This is a genomic window from Thermocladium modestius (assembly GCF_055398215.1).
This window is the reverse complement of sequence record NZ_AP043731.1, coordinates 741,308-761,720: the sequence shown is the minus strand read 5'-3', so window position 1 is coordinate 761,720 and position 20,413 is coordinate 741,308. Positions and strand designations below refer to the sequence as shown.

22 protein-coding genes and 1 rRNA gene are annotated in these 20,413 nt (G+C 53.9%); 8 read left to right on the top strand and 15 right to left on the bottom strand.

Translation table 11 applies throughout. The features are described from left to right. Nucleotide 1 precedes the first annotated feature (1 nt). On the bottom strand, nucleotides 2–1,402 hold the full coding sequence (gene gatD / locus ACZ5ZS_RS03835; protein WP_229657757.1) for a Glu-tRNA(Gln) amidotransferase subunit GatD: 1,401 nt from the start codon (nucleotides 1,400–1,402) through the stop codon (nucleotides 2–4). Between the two features lie 60 nt (nucleotides 1,403–1,462). Here gatD and ACZ5ZS_RS03830 point away from each other — a divergent pair, with 60 nt between their 5' ends. Together ACZ5ZS_RS03830 and ACZ5ZS_RS03825 are read left to right on the top strand one after the other, a co-directional pair. After that, nucleotides 1,463–1,975 carry a nicotinamide-nucleotide adenylyltransferase gene (locus tag ACZ5ZS_RS03830; protein WP_188597038.1) on the top strand — a complete coding sequence of 171 codons (513 nt, stop codon included), beginning with the start codon at nucleotides 1,463–1,465 and terminating at the stop codon, nucleotides 1,973–1,975. Between the two features lie 14 nt (nucleotides 1,976–1,989). Beyond that, the gene (locus ACZ5ZS_RS03825; RefSeq protein ID WP_188597037.1) at nucleotides 1,990–2,187 is read left to right on the top strand and encodes a TFIIB-type zinc ribbon-containing protein; all 198 of its coding nucleotides are present in this window, start codon (nucleotides 1,990–1,992) and stop codon (nucleotides 2,185–2,187) included. 3 nt (nucleotides 2,188–2,190) lie between these two features. On the opposite strand, the gene ACZ5ZS_RS03820 is transcribed toward ACZ5ZS_RS03825, so the two are convergent. Together ACZ5ZS_RS03820 and ACZ5ZS_RS03815 are read right to left on the bottom strand one after the other, a co-directional pair. Continuing rightward, nucleotides 2,191–3,177: a cyclic pyranopterin monophosphate synthase MoaC gene (locus ACZ5ZS_RS03820; RefSeq protein ID WP_188597036.1), complete on the bottom strand. Its 987-nt coding sequence runs from the start codon at nucleotides 3,175–3,177 to the stop codon at nucleotides 2,191–2,193. A 2-nt stretch (nucleotides 3,178–3,179) separates the two neighbouring features. After that, complete coding sequence (locus tag ACZ5ZS_RS03815) at nucleotides 3,180–4,418, bottom strand: molybdopterin molybdotransferase MoeA (RefSeq protein WP_188597035.1); 1,239 nt, start codon at nucleotides 4,416–4,418, stop codon at nucleotides 3,180–3,182. A gap of 73 nt (nucleotides 4,419–4,491) precedes the next feature. Here ACZ5ZS_RS03815 and ACZ5ZS_RS03810 point away from each other — a divergent pair, with 73 nt between their 5' ends. The 4 genes from ACZ5ZS_RS03810 (at nucleotide 4,492) to ACZ5ZS_RS03795 (ending at nucleotide 8,929) form a co-directional block, all read left to right on the top strand. Beyond that, nucleotides 4,492–5,496: a 2-hydroxyacid dehydrogenase gene (locus ACZ5ZS_RS03810; RefSeq protein ID WP_188597034.1), complete on the top strand. Its 1,005-nt coding sequence runs from the start codon at nucleotides 4,492–4,494 to the stop codon at nucleotides 5,494–5,496. After that, nucleotides 5,493–6,047 carry a UbiX family flavin prenyltransferase gene (locus tag ACZ5ZS_RS03805; protein ID WP_229657756.1) on the top strand — a complete coding sequence of 185 codons (555 nt, stop codon included), beginning with the start codon at nucleotides 5,493–5,495 and terminating at the stop codon, nucleotides 6,045–6,047. The genes ACZ5ZS_RS03810 and ACZ5ZS_RS03805 overlap by 4 nt, the downstream gene beginning before the upstream one ends. A 715-nt stretch (nucleotides 6,048–6,762) precedes the next feature. Then, the gene (locus ACZ5ZS_RS03800; protein WP_188597033.1) at nucleotides 6,763–8,463 is read left to right on the top strand and encodes an ASKHA domain-containing protein; all 1,701 of its coding nucleotides are present in this window, start codon (nucleotides 6,763–6,765) and stop codon (nucleotides 8,461–8,463) included. A gap of 67 nt (nucleotides 8,464–8,530) precedes the next feature. Continuing rightward, nucleotides 8,531–8,929, top strand: a complete 399-nt coding sequence (locus tag ACZ5ZS_RS03795; protein ID WP_188597032.1) for a PaaI family thioesterase — start codon at nucleotides 8,531–8,533, stop codon at nucleotides 8,927–8,929. Between the two features lie 9 nt (nucleotides 8,930–8,938). On the opposite strand, the gene ACZ5ZS_RS03790 is transcribed toward ACZ5ZS_RS03795, so the two are convergent. The 11 genes from ACZ5ZS_RS03790 to ACZ5ZS_RS03740 form a co-directional block, all read right to left on the bottom strand. Beyond that, the gene (locus tag ACZ5ZS_RS03790; RefSeq protein WP_229657755.1) at nucleotides 8,939–9,457 is read right to left on the bottom strand and encodes an Lrp/AsnC family transcriptional regulator; all 519 of its coding nucleotides are present in this window, start codon (nucleotides 9,455–9,457) and stop codon (nucleotides 8,939–8,941) included. A 131-nt stretch (nucleotides 9,458–9,588) separates the two neighbouring features. Beyond that, a complete protein-coding gene (locus ACZ5ZS_RS03785; RefSeq protein WP_188597031.1) occupies nucleotides 9,589–9,768 on the bottom strand; it encodes a hypothetical protein in 180 nt (59 codons plus the stop codon). Nucleotides 9,769–9,926: 158 nt separating this feature from the next. Beyond that, the gene (locus tag ACZ5ZS_RS03780; RefSeq protein ID WP_188597030.1) at nucleotides 9,927–10,829 is read right to left on the bottom strand and encodes a cobalamin biosynthesis protein; all 903 of its coding nucleotides are present in this window, start codon (nucleotides 10,827–10,829) and stop codon (nucleotides 9,927–9,929) included. Nucleotides 10,830–11,074: 245 nt separating this feature from the next. After that, nucleotides 11,075–12,325, bottom strand: a complete 1,251-nt coding sequence (locus ACZ5ZS_RS03775; protein WP_188597029.1) for an MFS transporter — start codon at nucleotides 12,323–12,325, stop codon at nucleotides 11,075–11,077. Between the two features lie 222 nt (nucleotides 12,326–12,547). Then, on the bottom strand, nucleotides 12,548–13,807 hold the full coding sequence (locus ACZ5ZS_RS03770; RefSeq protein WP_188597028.1) for an ArsB/NhaD family transporter: 1,260 nt from the start codon (nucleotides 13,805–13,807) through the stop codon (nucleotides 12,548–12,550). Nucleotides 13,808–13,840: 33 nt separating this feature from the next. After that, nucleotides 13,841–14,617 carry an NAD-dependent protein deacetylase gene (cobB, locus tag ACZ5ZS_RS03765; RefSeq protein ID WP_229657754.1) on the bottom strand — a complete coding sequence of 259 codons (777 nt, stop codon included), beginning with the start codon at nucleotides 14,615–14,617 and terminating at the stop codon, nucleotides 13,841–13,843. A 34-nt stretch (nucleotides 14,618–14,651) separates the two neighbouring features. Beyond that, nucleotides 14,652–15,215 (bottom strand): eS24 family ribosomal protein, encoded by a 564-nt coding sequence (locus tag ACZ5ZS_RS03760; protein ID WP_188597027.1) that lies wholly within the window; start codon nucleotides 15,213–15,215, stop codon nucleotides 14,652–14,654. A gap of 12 nt (nucleotides 15,216–15,227) precedes the next feature. Further along, nucleotides 15,228–15,716: a 50S ribosomal protein L15e gene (locus tag ACZ5ZS_RS03755; protein WP_188597026.1), complete on the bottom strand. Its 489-nt coding sequence runs from the start codon at nucleotides 15,714–15,716 to the stop codon at nucleotides 15,228–15,230. Nucleotides 15,717–15,762: 46 nt separating this feature from the next. After that, on the bottom strand, nucleotides 15,763–16,770 hold the full coding sequence (locus ACZ5ZS_RS03750) for a 6-phosphofructokinase (protein ID WP_188597025.1): 1,008 nt from the start codon (nucleotides 16,768–16,770) through the stop codon (nucleotides 15,763–15,765). A gap of 6 nt (nucleotides 16,771–16,776) precedes the next feature. Continuing rightward, entirely contained in the window at nucleotides 16,777–17,535 is a 759-nt protein-coding gene (locus ACZ5ZS_RS03745) for a class I fructose-bisphosphate aldolase (protein WP_188597024.1), read from the bottom strand. Nucleotides 17,536–17,624: 89 nt separating this feature from the next. After that, nucleotides 17,625–18,227, bottom strand: a complete 603-nt coding sequence (locus ACZ5ZS_RS03740) for a DUF2848 family protein (protein ID WP_188597023.1) — start codon at nucleotides 18,225–18,227, stop codon at nucleotides 17,625–17,627. Between the two features lie 100 nt (nucleotides 18,228–18,327). On the opposite strand from ACZ5ZS_RS03740, the gene rrf reads away from it, so the two are divergent. Then, nucleotides 18,328–18,448: ribosomal RNA gene (gene rrf, locus ACZ5ZS_RS03735) — 5S ribosomal RNA — on the top strand. Between the two features lie 110 nt (nucleotides 18,449–18,558). Then, nucleotides 18,559–19,092 (top strand): winged helix-turn-helix domain-containing protein, encoded by a 534-nt coding sequence (locus ACZ5ZS_RS03730; protein WP_188597022.1) that lies wholly within the window; start codon nucleotides 18,559–18,561, stop codon nucleotides 19,090–19,092. A gap of 164 nt (nucleotides 19,093–19,256) precedes the next feature. Here the strand turns inward: ACZ5ZS_RS03730 and ACZ5ZS_RS03725 are convergent, their stop codons facing one another. Beyond that, nucleotides 19,257–20,405, bottom strand: a complete 1,149-nt coding sequence (locus ACZ5ZS_RS03725) for a tRNA pseudouridine(55) synthase (protein WP_188597021.1) — start codon at nucleotides 20,403–20,405, stop codon at nucleotides 19,257–19,259. Between the last annotated feature and the right edge of the window lie 8 nt (nucleotides 20,406–20,413).

The window sequence follows — 20,413 nt, the reverse complement described above, 5'->3', positions numbered from 1 at the left end:
GCTAGGACACCCCTAGGCAATAATTAATAGGCTCCGTTCTCTCGCTTAATTCGAACGCCATGGGAGTTGCCACAAGCCTCCTGACTTCCTCCAAATCCCTTGTCCTGGCAAGTATCCATGATAGCTTCGCGTAGGCGGTCTCCGAACTCATATCGCCGCTCGGAATCACGCCAAGCTTCTCCAGCTCGACCCCCCTCCTATAGACATTTAGGTTAACCCTGCCATATATGGTCTGGGTTGAGACCACGACCGGTAACCCAGCCTCCACGGCCCTCCCCAGCGCGTCCCTAACGGACTCCGAGACGTGGCCGAACCCCGTGCCCTCTATCACTATCCCATGATAGCCCCTATCCACTAGGTAATCTATCACCTCTCCATCCATTCCCGGGTAGTACTTTATAAGCGCGACCCTATCATCGAATCCCCCCTCGTATACCGTTTCCCCCCTTTGCTTGAAGCTGGTTGCAGCCATCTTTAGCTCCCCCTTGGTGACGTCCACGAAGGCTATCGGCTTCGCGTTGATGCTGACAAACGCGTCTCTCCTGGATGAGTGCATCTTGCGGGCCCTCACGCCTCTATGAATCGCTATCAAGCCATCGCTTGACGATGCGTGCATGGACACCACGGATTCGGCAAATGGGGCCTTCACCGATGCCAGCACGGATGCATATATATTTTCGAACGAGTCGCTCGACGGCCTGTCGCTGCTTCTCTGGGAGCCGGTGAACACTATCGGCGCAGCGGCCGATCGAAACGCGAACGACATGGCGGCGGCGCTGTAGTGCATGGTATCGGTTCCGTGCAGAACCACTATGCCCTCAGCTCCGCCCTGCATTGCTTTATTTATGGCGTCGCCCATCTCTGTCCACCTGCTTGGATTCATGTCCTCGCTGAAAATGGAGAATAGATTAATTAATTCCACAGATGCGATGCTCCGTAGCTCCGGGTACATTTCATATAACTCATCCAGGCTAAAGGATGGATAAACGGCGCCCGTCGCGTAATCCACCTTGGACATTATGGTGCCTCCCGTGGCTATTAATGCAGCCCGAGGTCCGTTGCCAGATGATGGCCTTGGCCCGGCTCTGGTGGGCGGCGAATAGACCTGGAGGACCTCGATCTCGCCTATGCCGTCCACGTGAACGCCCACGTTGTAGCCATTCTCGTGCTTGATTATCACGACGTCAGGATCGCCTACATCGGGCCTAGGCAGTATTATTCCCTCTATTACCTCGCCATCCCTCATCCTAATCCTAGCCTTGCTGAACATGACTGCACCAAACTCCCTTAGCTTGGCATTAACTTTGTCGGAGTATGACACGAAAAATGCGAGGGCCAGCATGTTTAAAAACTTGCCCAGGAATTCAATGCCGATCCATGAGTTGAGGAGTCTTCGATTCATCGCTTTTGAAAGGGGCCTTTGATTTAATGTTTAAAAACCGATCAAAAATGATGGAATCGAATGAGGGCATTATTCATAGGCAGATTCCAGCCGCTGCATAATGGGCACGTGCAAGCCATTCAGTGGTTAATGGATAAGGGCTACAAGGTGATAATAGGAATAGGATCGGCCAATTCATCTTTTACATATAGAAACCCATTCACGGTGGGGGAACGCATGGAAATGATGGAGGCGGCAATAGGCCAAGCAACCACGTGCAGCATCCCAGATACCGGCGGGCAATCTCTGTTGTGGTATCCATTAGTCAGGCAATACTGCCCCGCATTCGACGAGGTTTACTCAAACGATGATTACACCAGGCTAGCCATGGAGCAGTGGAACATAAATACGAGACAGACCCCACTATTCAATCGAAGCGAGTTGAGCGGGTCGAGGATTAGATATATGATGGCCAGCGGCGACAGGTCCTGGACCAGGCTGGTTCCCGAGGGGGCCGTCAAGGTCATAGAGAAAATAAAGGGAGAGGAGAGGGTTAGGAGGCTAGCCATAATAGAAAACATTTTAAACGAGTGACAGCAAGGATGGCGATGGCAGAGGAGAACTTGGAGGGAGGCGAGGCAAGCGAGGTTATTGCAGAGCGTAAGATATACATGTGCATTAAGTGCGGCACAATCTTCTCCAAGAGCGATCTAGAGGTGTCCCCCGGCATTCACTGCCCCAATTGCGGGTATAGGATAATAACGAAGATAAGGACATTCAAGGCAAAGCCAGTCAGCGCTGATTAGGATTTAACCCAATGGTCGCTTCTCGTTCTTCTCCAGCCTAACCTCAGTTATAGTCGTGACTGGATACTGGCCGTTCTCGTCCTTTTCGTATTTCTTAACCATGTCCCATATGGTCAGCAGCGATACGCCGGTGGCGAGCAGCGACTCCATGGCGGACCCCGTCCTTGATATGTTCTTAGTAATGGTCTTCACGGTAACTCCATCCTCCACTAAATCTATGCCTATCCTCACGTCCGTTATATCGTTATTATGCACGAGGGGAAGCAAGTCCCATGCCTTCTTGGCCGCCATCATCCCGGCCAGCTGAGCGGCCGTCCTCACGTCTCCCTTCTCCACGTTGCCGTTGCTTATCAAGTCCAGGGTTGTTCTCCTCAACGCTATTTTGCCCCTCGACACCGCCTCCCCCCTGTAGAGCGGCTCCTCCGTTGCATCGAACATAAATACTATCGGCGGGGCTTGCCGGTGGTGAGCGGTCTCCTCCTCACCAAGCGGTGTGGTCGATTTTATCTTGGACTCAACCCTCAAATCCCTTATCCCGATTATATCCGGGTTGCCGCTGACGAACATAGCCGAGGTTTGGGGGGTTTCCATTATGGGTTCACACTTGCCTCCACTGCATAGGCAGTATTTCGCCTTAACCACATTCCAAGCAGCCAGCAAGCCCACGAATGCCCCGAATAATGCATCCATCTCCACCCCGGTCCTCCCCAGGGTCCTCGCCGTGACGGAGAGCAGTATCCCGTCCTCTCTAAACGTCACCCTAGGCCTTACATATGTTAATTCTATTGGGTGCAGTAATCCCACGAACTGCCAAGCCTTCTTTGTAGCCATTATGGAGGCGAACTCTATAGTGGACTCCACGTTACCCAAGCCGGTGAAGCCGGTAGAGGCGTCCCGGGCCAATCCGCCTCTCAGCGACAGTAATCCAGATGCTGTTGCCTCCCTATACACATCGCTCTTCCTTGTTATGTCTATCATATGCATGCCCATAACTAATCGCCTGGTTCCCTCAACATAAATGCATCCACCACGGCACCGCTGGGGGCAGGACCCCGAAGCGTTATTAACCCATCGGTGGCGGCCAACGATGACGTGACGGAGCTGCCGCCGCCCAGTGGCGTGAACAATAATTCCCCCTCCCTAATAGAAGCCCTAACACGCACCTGCGTTAGGAAGCCCGGCTCCGCGTTCACGGCTGTCGTTAATTTGCCCCTGGCGATGGGCCATGCCGCCGCCCTGCGTATCCCCAACATACGTTTAACGAATGGGTCAACCAAATTGATCAACGCATTCAATGCGCTTATGGGATGGCCGCTGAGCCCAAAGACCACCTTACAATCCCCAATAACGGCAACCGACGTGGGCCTTCCAGGCCTCATGCGCATCCCCCTCACTGACCACCGCGGATTAAGCGACTTTATCCCCTCCCATGCGTAATCTATATCGCCGGGCCCGGAGCCGCCTGTGGTTATCACTATGTCATTATTGTCGATCAATCTCCTCAACGCATGACGCACCTCATCCACATCATCAACGACCAGATCCATTTCATTGACGGACAAGTACGGCATATAAGATGAAATGAACCAAGCCGCCAGAGAGCCCGTGCTTTCAATGACCTTTCCCGATAGGAAAGCAGATCTAGCGCTCTCCACGTCCCTCGGCCTTATCAGCTCGCTTCCGGTGCTGAGCACGGCAACCCGTAATTTCCCGTATGCCTCTACCTCCATGATCCCCATCTCCGTCAATGCGGGAATCACGTGGCCCGTTATCAACTCCCCCGCTCTAAGTACCTTGCTTCCCCTGGTCGCGTAACTGCCCACGGCATCCACGTTGGCGCCCTTCTCCACCTGGCCTATCGTGACTTGATCGCCATCAAGCTCGGCGTCCTCCTCCGGAACCACGGCATCCACCCCATCCGGCAGGTAGGCGCCGGTTGTCACGTAGACCGCCTCCATCCTGCCGACGCTGAAGCTGGGTACCTCTCCAACCCTCACCGATCCCACTAATCTAAACCTGCCTGGAGCGTCGTTAGATGATATTGCGAACCCGTCGTAAGCCGCCTTTGCGCGGAACGGCAAATCGATCGTGGTTAACACGTCCCTTGCTGCAATCATGTTTATGGCACTCCATGTAGGCACTGTGACGGGCCTTGGAGAACACTCCGTGGCATTGCTCAGCACCTCCTCCATTCCATGCAGCGTTATGTATTTATGGTTTTGGTACCTCATTCACAGCTCGTGGCTCGTTTTTCATTTTTAAACCTGAAGCAACATTTTAATTATACTGGGGAGGGGTGAATGCATGGATTGCATCTTCATAAGTAGATCCACCTTCCCTAAGGTATTATACGATGAATTGGGAAGGCATTTTCGACTGGATGTGTGGAACAGCGATGGGATAGGAATGTGGAATAGGAAGGCAGCCCCTCCCCCTGACGTGCTTAAGCGAAAGTTCTCCGAATGCGATGGAGCCGTCATAACCATAGGCGATAAGGTCACCGAGGAAACCCTGAGCGGGGCCAGGATAAGGGTTCTGGCAACATACAGCGTTGGCTTCGATCACATAGACCTAAGCGCAGCGACGAGGAGGGGAATACCCGTGTCGTACACTCCGGAGGTGCTCGTGGAATCCGTGGCCGATTTCGCGTTTGGTTTGATGCTGGGGGTCTCACGTAAGATAGTGGAGGGCGATAGGATCATAAGAAACGGCTCCGCGGGCGCTGTGTGGGGCGAGTACATCGGGGATGAGGTGTGGGGCAAGACGATGGGCATATTGGGGCTCGGCAATATAGGGACCGCTATAGCAAGGAGAGCGACCGCGTTTAGGATGAGGGTGATATACTGGTCCAGGCACAGGAAGCCTCATGTGGAGACCGCGCTTGGTATAGAGCCCGTCTCCCTGGAGGACTTATTCCGGGAGAGCGATTACCTGGTTCTGGCCGTGGCGCTCGGCGAGGAAACTAGGCACATAGTCAACGAGGAAAGGCTGCGATTAATGAAGAGGACCTCGTACCTGATAAACGTGGCGAGGGGAGCGATTGTCGATACGGATGCGCTTGTAAAGGCGTTGAAGAATGGGTGGATAAGGGGAGCTGCGCTGGACGTGTACGAGGATGAACCCATACCTGCGGAGAGCGAATTGCTTCGGTTGAGCAACGTAGTTCTTACCCCCCACATAGCCTCAGCATCCCTTGATACGCGAGTCAAGATGGCTGAGATAACGGCGAAGAGCGTGGAGAACGTGCTGCTCAACAATGGACTCCCCATTTACCTGGCCAATCCAGGCGTGGCGGGCGTCAAGCAATGAGGATCGTCCTCGGACTAACCGGCGCCTCGGGGGTTGTGTATGGAGTCAGGGTGCTGGAGGAGTTGAGTAAATTAGGAATAGAGACTTTCGTCGTGATAAGCAGAGCCGCCAGGACCGTCATGAAGGAGGAGGGAATAGAGGAGGGAGTCGTGGAGTCCATGGCTTCCCATCTATATGAAGAGAACGACTTGGCGGCCCCCATAGCAAGCGGATCGTTTCACTTCGATGGGATGGCAATAGTGCCGTGCTCCATGAAGACCCTGGCAGCCATAGCGCATGGAATAACGGATAACCTAGTAGCGAGGGCGGCCGACGTTGCATTAAAGGAGCGGCGGAGGCTGGTATTGGTGATACGCGAGTCTCCCCTCAACTTAATTCACATACGAAACATGGAGCTAGTCACCATGGCTGGAGCCATAGTAATGCCAGCGAGTCCGCCATTTTATAATAAGCCAAAGACCATCAACGACATGATCAACTCCGTGGCGGGGAGGGTATTGGACCTCCTGGGCATTAGGAGCGATATTTATAGGAGATGGGGAGAGAATTGAACTACCCCGCCCTTACGGATGGGGCATCCCCGCCTCACGGTGGGGATTACCTGCTTCTCAGGAGAGCCTCGATCCCCCTTCACCCACGGCAGGGGTTACGGAGGGTTTCCCCTTCAAAGGCTTGAGATCCCCCAGTCCCGAGGGTACTGACCCAGCTCTCACAGCCGAGATCTAAAAAGAATTATAAAAGGTTATGAAAACATTTCTATGAGAGGCCATCCATCCCCTCCCTAACGGAGGGGGACTTTCGCCCCCTTAAACCCCAAAAAGTTAAGGCTGCATTCAGGGGATGTGACTGCGTTGTCTCCGTCAAAATTTGGACTGTCAGAGTAGCGATAAATTTTCATCTCGACTCTGACGCTCCAAAAATCCCAAATAAACACGGCCAACCCAAACCCACGAAAAACTGGGGCTCTATCACATATGGTGATTCCAATCACCCCATCGCGATAATCCCCCCATCACCGTCATGAAGGGGCACCCTTAGGGGCGATTCGCCGATTTCTGCGGCTAACCCTCTCATTCTCGCTGTTGGTGGAGGACATCCAGCTTAGACTCGTGGTTCGCTTAGCAGTAGAATACCTCCGTACCAGGAAAAGCGTTGGTTTTCATAGAGGACTCCCCGCTATACGTTAAGCCATTGCTAGATGAGGGGGCTTAATCTTGTTGAGGAATCGAGCGCAGGTTTATGTGGAGGGCATCGAGCGGGGTTTTAATGGTTGAGGTTAAGGTTAGGGACCGACCGATTAGGTTGATAGATGCCTTGTGGGAGGCCGGTATTCCGGTTGAGGGGTTGTGCGGGGGCATGGGCCTGTGCGGGAAGTGCGTCGTTAAAGTAATTAGGGGGAGCGATAACTTGAATCCGCGAACTCCAAGGGAGGCTGGCCTGGACCACGATGAGAGGCTGGCCTGCATGGCGTGGGCAATGAGGGGGTCAGTCGATGTGGAGCCGGTGAGGCGAAGCGGAAGCAATTTCGTGGCGATTGGGTATGAGCCGACTGTTCCGCTGAAGCCCGCGGTCAGGATGATTAAATCCAAGCTGAGTCAACCCACGCTTGAGAATCAAGTGCCGGATGATGTTAACTTGATGAGGGAAAGCGGTTCGAGGCCTCGACATTTATGGGTGTATAGGAAAATGCCTCAAGCCTTAAGGGACTGCGGTTGGTCTGTGAACGTGGTATCGTTTGAAGGCGATGTGATAGATGTTAGGTGCGATGGGGATGTGCTTGGCGCAGCAATAGACATAGGCTCCACAAAGATAGCGGTTCACTTGGTGAATATGAGGAGCGGAGATACAGCGGCATACGGCGTCACCGAGAATCCCCAGGTAACATATGGAGTGGATATAATAAGCAGGGCAGCTGCGGCGATGAGCGATGCAAGGGCTGCTGAACAACTGAGATCAATTACAATCAAGGCAATAAACGAATTGATAGCTCGGCTTGCAAATGACGCTGGATCAAGCGTTCTAGACGTAGCCGCCGCTGCTGTGGCTGGCAACACGGTAATGACGCAGTTATTCCTTGGAATAAGCATTAATAACTTGGTTCAAAGCCCCTACATTCCATCCATTGGCCTGCCGTCCATATTTGCCGCAGATGATGTGGGGCTATCCATAAATCCAGCCGCCCCAGTTCTGGTATTGCCGTCAGTTGCCGGATTCATAGGAGGGGACGCCGTTGCCGACGCTTTGGCCGCTGGCATGCATAGGCCGGGAGGCCCCAGGTTATTGATAGATATAGGCACCAATACAGAGGTAATGCTTAGGGTTGGGGATAAAATATTGGCAGCATCGGCCCCAGCCGGCAGCGCGATAGAGGGGGTGGGGATATCCAGTGGGGTGAGGGCGGTGGATGGCGCCATAGAGGCGGTGCAAGTAATTGATGGTAAATTACGAGCAGTGACTATAGGCAATAAGAGCCCAATTGGAATAACGGGCACGGGACTGATAGACCTGGCAGCCGCGCTGCTTCAATTGGGAGCAATGAGCAGGAGCGGAAAACTGATTCCAGGGCCCTTCGTGGAAACCATAAATGGCGTGCCCGCCGTAATCATAGATGGCGTAACGGTGACGCAGCGCGATATAAGGTTGCTTCAGGAAGCCAAGGCAGCAATTCAGTCTACATGGAAGGCCCTGCTCCGCTTGGCTGGGGTGGCGGAGAGCGATCTGGCCGCGGTCTACATAGCGGGTTCCTTCGGGACTCATTTGAACCCCAACTCCGCCGCATACATAGGATTAATACCTCGCTCGCGGGTGATTTTTCTGGGCAATGCATCGATCAGCGGCGCCAAGCTTGTGCTGCGCAACTTCGATTATTGGAGCTATGCTACACGCGTAGTTGAGTCAATCAAAGTTGTGGAGACCGCTGCCATGGGGAATTACGAGAAGGCATTCCTGGAGAGCACGCTCTTTTAGATGCATTTTATTCTATATGTGTAGAGAAAAAATCAATGCATTTAAACCCTAATGCCTGGGAGACTTCATGGATCTTAAGGAAGCCATGAAGAAATACGTGGAGGAACTGGATCCGTTTCTATCAATGTTGCAAGTAAAGACCTTGGAGGCGGGGAACGGCTATGCTAAGCTATATATGAAATTCAGGACGGAGATAACCAGGCTGGGGGGCATAGTTAACGGCGGGGCAATAGCTACATTGATAGACGCAACCGGAGGGGCCGCCGTGATGACCGTAAATGATGAGGGAAAGAACCAAGTAACGGTAACCTTAAACATAGAATATATAAGGCCGATAAGCAAGGATTTCTATGCCGAAGCATGGGTTAAGAAGAGGGGAAAGAACTTGACATTCGTCTACATAGAGGTGAAGGACGTTGATGGTAACTTATGCGCGGCAGCAAATGGGGTATGGATGTACATATGATTTCGCAGTTCATTCCTTAACCTTATCCAAAGGAATCAATCGCTCCCTGCCTATCGCCACTTCCTCCAGCACCATCATGGTCTCCGTCTTCACTATGTCCGGATTCGTCGGAAGGTAATTCAAAAGAAACGACGACAACTGCTTCAAATCCTTAACCCATATTTTCAGCATTATATCGTATTGCCCCGTCAACACATTAGCCTCCTCGACCCAAGGAAGGTACGCGTCATTATCGCAGTCTCGTATTATCTTCTCCGCCAGCATAACCTGGGACGGCTTCGAACCGCCTGCGGCGGATCTCCTCACGGTTATCAATACATATGCCTGCATTGAGAAGCCCAGAACGTATGGACTCAACACGGCCCTATACCCCCTTATCACCCCGCCCTCCTCCAATTTCTGAACCCTGTTCATTATGGTGGTCCTGGGCTTTTTCACCACATCAGCCAATTTGGCTAGAGGCGTGCGTCCGTCCTTCTGCAGCTCGCCCAAGATTTTCTTATCCAGGTCGTCTATTATCACTTGCATTGCAATAAACCGGATAACCGGCTTTATAATTTTTATAGGGAATCAAAAACGACCCATGAAGTTGAAGCCCCATCCCATATAGGCCGACCACCTAATCCTTTAAGGCTGGGACGCCAGCGCGGCGGAAGCATTCACGTCCGTCTCAATAATTCCTTCACTGACTGCACGCGCCGCCCCCTGCCTCTGCTCCGTATTCCCATCAATCCTACCATCATCAATGACCTGGAGATCACTACTCCCATCAACAGCTCATACGCCATCAGAGCCACTATGACCAACAGCAGTATCAACAACCCACCGCGCCAGCTCATCGTATACCAATGACGCTCGCGGACTTAATAAATGTTACTCATAGAGAGGGAGCCGTGCGCTGTCCCTTCTCGGCGGGTCATCTCTGTTTTAAACACACGGCACTTCGCCCAGCGAAGTGAGAGGGAGCGGCTGGGCATTGGATGGTCCACCCTGAAAATCAATAGATGGTGGAGACCAGCATGGTTAAGGCTAGCACAATAATGATTATTATCACGGCGGCGATCTCGGTTATGCGAATGGCAGCCCTGACATCATCCATATTGGGCAGCCTTCCGTTTCCCAGCCCATACGACCCCCTCTTCTCAAGCCTAACGCCTAGGCTGGCCGCCATGGCTGACATGGGATAACCCGCATTCACGCTCGGCGTTGTCCTCCTGGAATCCAGAAACGCTTTTATGGAGGGCCTTCTCCCGGAGATGATGGCCGCCGCCAGTATTATGATGGCCGTTATCCTGGCCGGCAAGTAATTAATTGCGGTATCCACCTTGGCCGAGAACCACCCCACTTCCCTGTATGGTTCATCCATGTACCCCAAGGAACTATCCATGGTATTGGCCAGCCTCTGAACAATAGCGCCGGGAACCCAGAAGACCGCAGAATAGAGGAGGGGCGAAGAGAAACCATCAACTAAGCTCTCGGCCAGCGATTCAATGACTGCAGAGTTGACATGTGCGTCATCCAACTCATTCACGTTTCGCCTAACCAACTGCTGCGCATAACAGCGCATTGAATTGCCGCCTCTCGAGTATGCCTTTGCGGTATCTATGAGAAGCCTTAACGAGAACGTGGTCTTCAATACGATCGCGGCCGCAATCAAGGCCACCATCCACCAATGCTGGAGCAATATGATAGGCGCAATATAGGCCATGGCCACGGGCACCACTGATAGAAACCAATTGGCCACGCCCATTAGCTTGCTGCGAGGCATTAGCTTGAAAAGAGATTGAGATATGCTGTAGGTCACGTGAACTGGATGCATTATGTAGGCGATCCCCTCGTGTCGTGGATAGATCCAATCCAGCGCCAGAGCGATCAATATCGCAATGTATTCATATATCATGGACTATCATCGAAACCTTTCCTTTAATTTATTTTCTGGTCTTCTTTCTATTATTACCTACACGACGCCCCAAGTCCCATCAATGGATGAAAAACCCATGCACGGCCAAAGGGGATCCACATTTAACTTCAAGCGAGCAATTGATCCCCCCAAGTCCTCCAAACCACGTCCAAGCATTGTCAAGCGACTATCCCGGCGATGGGGTTCTCTCCTTCAATGTATTTTTCCTTCTTGCTCACAGTTGCTCACAGAGACTCCTCAAGTTTTTCTAAGGGGGTTCCCTTAGTTTCTATCCCAGCTATGAACCACGTGATGGCGCCCGCAGCCCCGAGCACGTAGAAGGCCAAATTCAACACTAAGTAGTAATACTCGCTCAAGTAATAGGAGAGGTACAGCGATGATATGTAGGCGCTCCAAGCAATTACCCTCACCAATCCTATAAATGTTGCCCTATCAATTGTCTTGAAAAGCTCCGGCTCCAACATCGTTCTAACCGCCCAACTGAACTCGCTGAACATCATATTGATGAATAGGAAAACATAGAATAAAATAGAGCTTCCCAGGGATTTGTAGAGAAATATTATTGGTATCATGCTCAATGCGCCGCCTATGTACGAAAATAGCGTGAATCCCTTACGGCCTATCCTATCCATTGCAAACCCTATTAGCCCAGCCGCCGCCGCGCCCAGGTTTGCTATCATTATTATGCTGCTTATGGTTATGATGGATGTGTAATAGTAATAAGCTAGATAAAACGCTATCAATCCATAAGTAACTATCTGGGAAATGCCGATCGCCCCCAAAACCAATAATCTCAGCCAGAGCGGGATCCTGCGGCCAGCGGTTGCTTGCGTGGATTTGCCGGGCTCCATTGACTTCTCCCTGGCCATCAACCACCTGCTCGATTCCGGCATTGAGTGCCTAGCGAGGGCCGCCACCCCAATCACGGCGGCGCCGGCCGCGCCCAATATTATCCTCGCCTCTCCAAACCCAATAGAGTATAGACCGGCCGCCAATACTATACCGGACGCGAGGGCCGCGCCCACGTTGTCGAAGTTAGTGGCCAGCACCAGTGCCTTGCCCCTATGATTGGCCGGCATTATCTCGGTCAAGGCGGCTAATGAAGCTGGTTCCTCGCCCCCCACGCCGAATTCAGCCAACACGTATGCCGCAACGAACTGAGTCAGGTTTCCGGCAACCGCCATGCCAAGCAATCCAACGGCGTAAAGCGACATGGTTATCACGAAAACCCTTCTACGGCCAACTAAATCAGCTATCCTACCCATTACTTGATTGCCTATCAAAAGAACCAGGGGACCTATGGCTGGGTAAACCGGTATCATGTATGCCGGCATCTCTCCCTTAAACCAGGAAAGGGATGCTACTCCCATCGTGGTTACGAATCCCCACATCAAGAATCCAAGCGAGGCGGAGAGGAAGGTTAGAGTGTGTTCCCGATTCCATCTAGTCTCACCAAGCGACCCAGTACCCATCATAATTAGCCCAGTTATTTGAAGCCTATAAATTTTTTGTTAAGTTAAATAACGAATTGGACCTACATGATGAGGACCGCGCCCTGAAAAATCAATCCATGATGGACGCCGCCCTCGGCAAGGCCAATGCAATTGGAGATGGCGATAAAGGACCACGCGAATCATTCCGGCCAACAATGAGTAATGCTCAAGGTAATTCCCCACCAGAGAATCCACTACATGAAACTAGATAATTATCCTAGGCATGAATGTCAACCAAGCATAGTAGACGGCGACATTAATTGCGGTTAACGGGGCTCCGTATTTAATGAACTCAAGGAACCCAAAGCCCTCCCCACCCCTCCTCTCGAATGCCTCGCTCGCTATTACGTTGCTGGCGGCCCCCATTATAGTTAAGTTACCGGCAATTGTGCTGGATGCCGCCAACGCCATCCAATCAATCACGTTAGTGGAGCCAAGTCCCAATCCCTGCATTAATGGAACGTATATGGCGACCATCGGGACATTGCTTATAACTTGACTGATCAATATGCCGGCCACGAATATTCCAATCAAATTAGTCGGGCTAGGCAAGTACCTAGCCATCACGTGAAGCACTCCAGATCTTAGGGCACCCTCGCTCACTATGAATAAGCCGATGAAGAAGAGGATCGTGGTCCAGTCGAGATTCATGGCAACATCCCTACGCCTCGGCGAATAGACGTATAGGAGCGAGGCGGCACCTATGGATGCCGTGACCGGCGTCACGTAAGACGGAAACTGCACCAGATCGGACGCCATGTAGATAACTATCAGTGCTGCCAGCATTATTAAGGCGAGATGCGCGAGCCTCTTATCGTACGAGGGGGGATCGTAGGCGACGACCTGCGGCTCCCGATGATTGGCTCCAAACATGCGCACCAACACGTAGGGCGTCAATGCCATGTTGATTAAGGTGGGAGGAAGTAGGTATACTATGAATGCTAGAAACGGCTTCGCCACCCCCGCATCGAGGGCTATCAGCAGATTTTGAGGATTGCCTATCGGCATTGCTACGCTGCCTATGGTAACCCCGAACGCCAACGCGTAGAGAAGAGGCTTGGAGTCCACATTGGCTTGGCTCCGCATGGATGCTAGCACCGGGGCCATGCTTCCAGCTATCCCATCGTTTGATAAAACCATTGATAGGAAGGCAGATGATAGGAATATCCTCGTGATCAAGCCGCTCATCCCTCCCCCGCTCCTCAACAACCTATACGCCACGTAACTGAAGAACCCGCTCACCTCCAACGCGGATGCTATGGTGAATAGGGAAATCAAGAAAAGCAGCACGTTTAGGTTGATTGACGAAAAGGCCGCGCTCGGCGGCACTATGCCTGTCAAGATCGTCAGCGATGCGCCCAGCATCATTGCAGTCCAAGGCGGGACGCCGAAGCGAGTCCCCCTCATCGCTATCAAGCCGTACGTGATCAACAGAACTAGCAGGTCCACGAGGAATTCAATCATGCAAAAACACGGAATTGATTTGAATTTTTATTTTTAATGCTCCCCAGGCCGTCGCCGCGACTCAATGATTTCCTTCGATTTCCTCAACACGGATTCCAAGGCCTTCCCGGCGGGGCAGTGGATGACGACATCGGCCAAATCATCGTATTCCGTGGGCTCCATGTTTATGATCAGCAACGAGCCGCCCCTCTCCTTAACCAGCAATGGTATTTCGGCGGCTGGATGGACTGTCAGGGACGACCCTACCACCAACACTAAATCGCTTCTCCTCGCTTCATCAAGCGCCTCCCCCAGCCTAACCACGGGTTCCCCAAACAACACCACGTCAGGCCTATAGATCCCACCACACGAGCAGCGGGGCGGTTCGCTCGTTTCCTCATACAACCTAAGTGCATCCTCAAACGACGCCCTAGCCCCGCACCTGGAGCACCGGACCGTCCTTGACGATCCATGTATCTCTATGACCTTGACGCTCCCAGCCGCCGAGTGGAGTCCATCCACGTTCTGAGTTATCACTGCCTTTATTAATCCCATCCTCTCGAGCTCCGCCAAGGCAAAGTGAGCCGCATTGGGCTTGGCGGAAAGCATGAACTTGAATCTAGCTGAGTAGAATGCCCAGAATCCCCTCGGATCATCTAAAAAATACTCAACGCTGGCCATACGCGGGTCAAAGCGGCGCCACAATCCATTGGGTCCCCTGAAGTCCGGTATCCCACTCTCCGTGCTTACGCCGGCACCGGTGAACGCTATAGAGTGGCTGCTATTGACCAGAGCCTCGGCGGCTCTCCGCGACTCATCCCCGCAATCCACGGAGGCATTATCTTGGCGAGGTAAAAAAATTGCGCTAAAGGCAAACCCCCCTCCTATACATTGTGTCGACCAAGTAGTCAAGCGGATTCTTGAGCAGCGGGTCCACCCAGGGCCGGCGGCGGCCCGTCATGGCGTCCAGGTAATTCAGAATGTCGAGCGGATTCTTGATTTCGCCTATGGTCGATGCCCCCTGCGAGAACAGTGAGGCGCCGACGAAGTCCTCCATCAAATCCAGTATCTCAAGCAGTCTCCTCGGATCTGATCTCATGAATTCCCCCACCACCACCTCAACCGCCTTTCCTTGATCGGCCAATGCACGCATCTGAGCCCTGCTCGGCACAGCGGTGCCAGGGGCGATAGTTACTACATCGATGTCCCTTCTATATATCAACTTATTCAGCCTGAACCTATCCGGGGCCCTGACCGCCACCACCTCCATCAACCTCCCCCTCCCCGCGCTCACCTTGCTTAGAACCAATAGATTCCAAGGGCCTCCAGGCCTGGGCGATACGGCAGCCACGTATCCAAGCCCGGAGAGGACGTTATCAATTTCCGGGGAGTGGATCCGCAGGTCGAATTCTACGTAGTTCCTGGCCACCCAGGATCAACGTCACTGCCTTGCCTTTCCGATCAACCGCTCCCTGCGGAGCAGTAGCCTGCGCCGCCTTACAACCGATGCCGTGTAGCTCCTATCGGCCAGGACCACCTCGAAGTACTTATAGATGCCATCCTCCCCGACCCAGTAGGAACCCATCACCTCCATGTTGGGGAACCTACGCGCGGCCCTGGCCTCCGCCACTAATTGATCGCTTCTGTACGTGGTGTATCCATAAACTCCCATTCGTTTAGGCCTCCTGCCGCTGCTGGGCCTCTCCCTATTCATGGAGCCCCTGCTCACCCTTACCCTAGCTATCACTATGCCCGGCCTCGCCTTATAGCCGTACTTCCTAGCCTTATCAAGCCGGGTCGGCCTATCCACCCTGGAGACAGTGGGCTCCCGCCTCCACTTCAACATTCGCTCCCTGGTAACTTCCCAAATAATGCTATTTCTTGCTCTTCTCCATTGGCTCCCCACATAATGATATAGTCCCTTCGCCATTATGGAACGTGCATATTGGACGGAGGGTTATTTAAGCATTTCGAACCTATAGAGACCAGTGCCTATCCAAGAGCTCAAGCCACTTCCCCGACACCAGCTTGTTCCTGTGAGCTATGTCGCTGAGACGAACCGCGGCTATATCATTGCCCTTCAACGCGACCATCACGCCGAACTCCCCCGCCTCCATTGCATCAAACGCCGATGCTGCGAATCTGGTGGCCAACACCCTATCGAATGCGGAGGGGGGAGAACCCCTTATCGTGTGGCCCAGCACGGTGGCCCTGGTCTCCACCCCCAATTCCTTCTCTATTATTGCAGCCAATTCATTGCCGACGCCGCCCAACCTAGCGTGGCCGTACTCATCCACGGGCCCCCCCACGTCCTGCTTGACTCCCTCCGACACGACGGCCAACGCGTACTTCTTCTCGCCGTACGCGCGCTTGAGCTTCTCCACCACCGTGGCCGTCTCAATGGGCTTCTCCGGTATTAAAATCGCATCGGCCCCAGTCGCCAAGCCCGTGAAGAGGGCTATCCAACCCGCCTCCCTCCCCATCACCTCGACCACGCTTATCCTCTCGTGGGAAACGCTGGATGTCTTTACGTACTCCGTCTCTGTGGTGGCTATGTTCACTGCGGTGTCGAAGCCAAGCGTGTAATCGGTCTCCGGGAGGTCATTATCGATGGTCTTCGGAATCCCAACGACGTTGGCCAACCCACGCGATTGAGCCTCGGCCGCAGCTCCCAGAGTGTCGTCGCCGCCTATGGCTATTATTACGTCTATTCCCCTGCTCTTTATCGTGTCCGCCAACCGCTTCGCCCTCTCCTCATCCTTGAACGGATTTGTCCTCGACGTCTTTATGAACGTGCCACCCGCAAACGCGGATCCAAGCAAGTCGATTGACTTGGCGCGCACCAACTCGCCCTCCAACATTCCTCTCCATCCATGCAGGGCCAAGTAGACCTCGTGCTTCTTCTCGGCTAACTTGGTGAACTCATACACGGCAGTGTTAAGGCCGGGAGCATCCCCGCCTCCCGTCAGTATTGCTATCCTCACGCTTAATCACCCATACACTATCTTCTTTATTGATTCCCCTATGGTGAAGGGATCCTGGCGCTGCCACACGTTCCTCCCAACGGCGACGCCGGAGCCCCCGGCGGCCACGACGCCCTCCACCTGCCTCAGGAACTCCTCGTCGGTCTTGGTCTTGGGTCCTCCAGACATTAGAACGGGAACCCTGCCCGCCACCTTTACCGCCCATGAAAATGTCTTGGGATCCCCCGTGTACTTTATCTTCATCGCATCAGCGCCAAGCTCCAGGGCCACCCTTGCCGCGTACGCCACTATCTCCGGGGACTGCTCGTCCTTGACCTTGCTGCCCCGCGGGTATGACCAGACCACTAATGGAACATCGAATTTAACGGCGTCGTGTTTTATCCTGGCCAATTCCTCGAACATCTTGTACTCCAGCCCGCTTCCAGCGTATATTGTGTAGCCCACCGCGCTGGCCCCCAGGCTGACGGCTTCCTCCACGGTGCAGTTTGCGACGGATATGGGCTCCCCCGGGTATAGGCTTGTCTTCCCGTTCAGCTTAAGGATCAACGGCAACTGGCCTGAGTAGTACTTCTCCGCCAAGCCTCTCTGCAGCACTATGCCATCCACGCCCAGCTTCACGGCCACCTCTATTATATACGCCGGGTCGGCGCTCCGCTCGTTGTCCAGGAAGTCGGTCGGGCCGTGTTCTATTCCATGGTCATACGCCAACACCACAGCCCTTCCTCTCCTCATGAAGGTTCTCCTGAATTTCTCCACTAGGCTCATGAATTGACAGAACCGCGTGGCTATTTAATGCAGTAGGGTTTAAGCAACGAAGCTCCCTAACCCGGCTCCACGGATAGAAACTGGTGTAATCACTCCACCCAATAGTAGTGATTAATCGATCTACCAACGGTGGGGTCCTCAATGCTTATCTCATTATATGAACTGGGCATGGAGGCTGGAGGCAAGAGCGGCTTCACTATTATGACCAAATTCCTCAAGTCGCTCATCGTCCTCCCAATGGCAGACACGACGCTGCCAGGGCTTGGGAAGTCGGACCCCTTAAGGTACGCTGCTTGCCTCTTCTCCCCGTTCAGCTCGACCCAGCTCCGCAGCTCCACGCTGCCCCACTTGGATTCAACATCCCTCAATCGCCAAGCCCTTCTGGCTATTACCTTGGGATACATGTGCTTCCCCGCCACTAGGTTGCATTTCTCCGCCTCCTTGTCCGAGTGATCGCTGGCGACCGTTACGTACAGCTCGCCTTCATCCTTCACCAAGAGCGCGTATGCCAGCTCGCCGGCATGGGTCTCGCTTATCATCTTCACGTAATTGCCCGTGGTCACCAAATAGGGCTGCAGCTGGTAATTATCGAGGCCCTGGGAGCCACGCTGCACCAACACCAACCCACTCACGGCTATCTCCACGTCCCGCTCCGACTTACCGAATTCCACCGTTATATTGATTCTATGCATCTCGGTTAAGTAGCGCTCCGGTTTATAAACCGTGATGACGCATCTATCCACATCGCGGAAATGCTTTAAAAGGGATAACTCCAAGGAAATACAAGCCCGCTAACCCGGCCATAGGCGGGGTGGAACCACCCGGTCCCATCGGAACCCGGAAGTGAAACGCCTCGCCGCGGCGCCGAGTACTAGAGTCCGAAAGGCTCCGGGAAAAGCCCGTGCTGGGAGGCGGGTTCCCTCCTGTCTTCGCCACCCATCCTTAAAACGGCTGATGTCTTGTCCAGCGACGAAACCAGGCACGTGGAGCTGAGATAAATAACCCAGATGATTGGTCCAGGCAATGCTGGACAAATGCTCCGCCAAGCTGCTTGAGTTAACCATCAACGAACGCACGTGGAGCGAGCTGCTGAGGGACGCTGGGGCGCCGCCGAGCAGCGTCTATTGGCACCTGCGTAAATTGATTAAATGCGGCATGGTGGAGGCAAGAGGGAGGCGGCGGGTGAGGTATAGGGCCACCCTGAAGGGGACAGTGACGTGCGCCGCTCTAGGCTGCGCTGGAGCCATTGAGAGAACGGCGGATGAGCTCGGCGTCAGCTTGATCGAGGCCGCCGCAATAGCGTCGGCATTCATGAGGATAGTGGATAAGGAGAACCTAGATTTAATGAGCATAAACCTGACCAGGGAGGGGCTGCTCGGCATGATACTGGCCCAAGTAATGGTGGCTCCAGGAAACAGCCTGGAGGAGAAGGTAGTGAACTCGCTGGGCGATGCATCGCTGACCCCCATGGTGAGCAAGCTGCTTGATAGGGAGGGCGAGCTTTTAAAGAGGGGAGTAGAGGGAGGGGGACCTAATGATGACTTGAACCCACTCTGAGGTTGATGAGGCCGTTCAAGCCGACTGAATGACCTGTGAAGATGCGCGTAAGGTCTGAAGTCACCTATGGAGGGGGCGCGTAGGTACCAGCAATGAAGTTTGAAGGCGCGAATCGCGAATCAGCGAGCCAATCCAGGGAAACCCTTAAGGACGAGGAGGTCAAGTCACGCGTCCAGCACATCCAATTGAACCAGCTTGGCCCCGACCCCAAGCACGCCGCTTATGGATGGCGACACGCCTATACCATCCACTAGGCCCTCAACGCTGACGCCGCCCTCCCCCCTCAACAACAGCTCCGCCACGCGCCCACCCAGCGATTTGAGCCTCATGAACTTGATTAGCTTAGACCGCCTGCCCTGCTTGACTCGCCTGCCCTCCATGAACTCCGACACGGATCTGAGGGAGTCCTCGCTCGGGGGTTCCCTGAACAACACCAACCCCCTATAGGTCCTCTCCCTGTCTATCTCCCCCTTCAACTCCTCCACGTCGCTCCTAGACGCCCTCGAGAGCTCCATAAGCTCGAGGAACCCAATTAAGCCGAGGCCCGGTATGGATCGGGACCGCGGAGAGTTTAGTTGAAGCACCATCCGCTCCTCCCCCAAAACCCTGGCATCGCCGTCCCTCAACGGGGAGTGAATTATGGCTGACTTAGCCCCCGCCGCTGCCGCCACCTCCCCCAGCGGCATGGGCCCCCTAAGCAGCTTCCTGTAGTGGCCAGCGGCGTACACCGGCATAACCAGCAGCGACACGGAGACGCTGGGGAGGGACACCACGGCCACCACGTCCGGCGACCTGCTGAACTCCTTGCCCGTCAACGCCTGAACCCTCTTTCCTATCAATCTATTCAATTCCCTCTTTATAGACTCGGAGCTAGTCGTGGCCGCCTCCATGGACAGCCTGAAATCCGCCTCAAGCACTTGCCTGGGAAGCGTCGTGCCCACCTGGAACGAGGAGAACTCAACGCCGCAGGCCTCCATGGCCGAAGCCACGGCCCGTGCCGCCTCATCCACCAGCCTAAACAACCCACCGCAGACGGGGCACTCGGCCCTCCCCACGTTCTCCCTCATCCTATCCATTAAGAACCGCGCGCTGGGCCCGTGGCCCGACTCAGCGAGCCTCCGCAGCATCGAAGCCGCCGACGCGTCGCCCAGCCTAACCCTGCCCACCATCTCCATGTGAATCAAGTCCTTAATAGACCTCCCCCTCTCCCAATTCTCCAACCCATAACCACTCAACGCGAACAACCTGCCCAGGCAGTGATCGCAGAGCGGGTACCTCCGCAAGACCTCCATGGACTTATCGATCACATCCATTAAATCCA

Excerpts from the sequence above, each read along its gene's own strand:
- gatD (WP_229657757.1), bottom strand. The coding sequence starts at position 1,402 with ATGAATCGAAGACTCCTCAACTCATGGATCGGCATTGAATTCCTGGGC.
- ACZ5ZS_RS03830 (WP_188597038.1), top strand. The coding sequence starts at position 1,463 with ATGAGGGCATTATTCATAGGCAGATTCCAGCCGCTGCATAATGGGCAC.
- ACZ5ZS_RS03825 (WP_188597037.1), top strand. The coding sequence starts at position 1,990 with ATGGCAGAGGAGAACTTGGAGGGAGGCGAGGCAAGCGAGGTTATTGCA.
- ACZ5ZS_RS03820 (WP_188597036.1), bottom strand. The coding sequence starts at position 3,177 with ATGGGCATGCATATGATAGACATAACAAGGAAGAGCGATGTGTATAGG.
- ACZ5ZS_RS03815 (WP_188597035.1), bottom strand. The coding sequence starts at position 4,418 with ATGAGGTACCAAAACCATAAATACATAACGCTGCATGGAATGGAGGAG.
- ACZ5ZS_RS03810 (WP_188597034.1), top strand. The coding sequence starts at position 4,492 with ATGGATTGCATCTTCATAAGTAGATCCACCTTCCCTAAGGTATTATAC.
- ACZ5ZS_RS03805 (WP_229657756.1), top strand. The coding sequence starts at position 5,493 with ATGAGGATCGTCCTCGGACTAACCGGCGCCTCGGGGGTTGTGTATGGA.
- ACZ5ZS_RS03800 (WP_188597033.1), top strand. The coding sequence starts at position 6,763 with ATGGTTGAGGTTAAGGTTAGGGACCGACCGATTAGGTTGATAGATGCC.
- ACZ5ZS_RS03795 (WP_188597032.1), top strand. The coding sequence starts at position 8,531 with ATGGATCTTAAGGAAGCCATGAAGAAATACGTGGAGGAACTGGATCCG.
- ACZ5ZS_RS03790 (WP_229657755.1), bottom strand. The coding sequence starts at position 9,457 with ATGCAAGTGATAATAGACGACCTGGATAAGAAAATCTTGGGCGAGCTG.
- ACZ5ZS_RS03785 (WP_188597031.1), bottom strand. The coding sequence starts at position 9,768 with ATGAGCTGGCGCGGTGGGTTGTTGATACTGCTGTTGGTCATAGTGGCT.
- ACZ5ZS_RS03780 (WP_188597030.1), bottom strand. The coding sequence starts at position 10,829 with ATGATATATGAATACATTGCGATATTGATCGCTCTGGCGCTGGATTGG.
- ACZ5ZS_RS03775 (WP_188597029.1), bottom strand. The coding sequence starts at position 12,325 with ATGATGGGTACTGGGTCGCTTGGTGAGACTAGATGGAATCGGGAACAC.
- ACZ5ZS_RS03770 (WP_188597028.1), bottom strand. The coding sequence starts at position 13,807 with ATGATTGAATTCCTCGTGGACCTGCTAGTTCTGTTGATCACGTACGGC.
- ACZ5ZS_RS03755 (WP_188597026.1), bottom strand. The coding sequence starts at position 15,716 with ATGGCGAAGGGACTATATCATTATGTGGGGAGCCAATGGAGAAGAGCA.
- ACZ5ZS_RS03745 (WP_188597024.1), bottom strand. The coding sequence starts at position 17,535 with ATGAGCCTAGTGGAGAAATTCAGGAGAACCTTCATGAGGAGAGGAAGG.
- ACZ5ZS_RS03740 (WP_188597023.1), bottom strand. The coding sequence starts at position 18,227 with ATGCATAGAATCAATATAACGGTGGAATTCGGTAAGTCGGAGCGGGAC.
- ACZ5ZS_RS03730 (WP_188597022.1), top strand. The coding sequence starts at position 18,559 with ATGCTGGACAAATGCTCCGCCAAGCTGCTTGAGTTAACCATCAACGAA.
- ACZ5ZS_RS03725 (WP_188597021.1), bottom strand. The coding sequence starts at position 20,405 with ATGGATGTGATCGATAAGTCCATGGAGGTCTTGCGGAGGTACCCGCTC.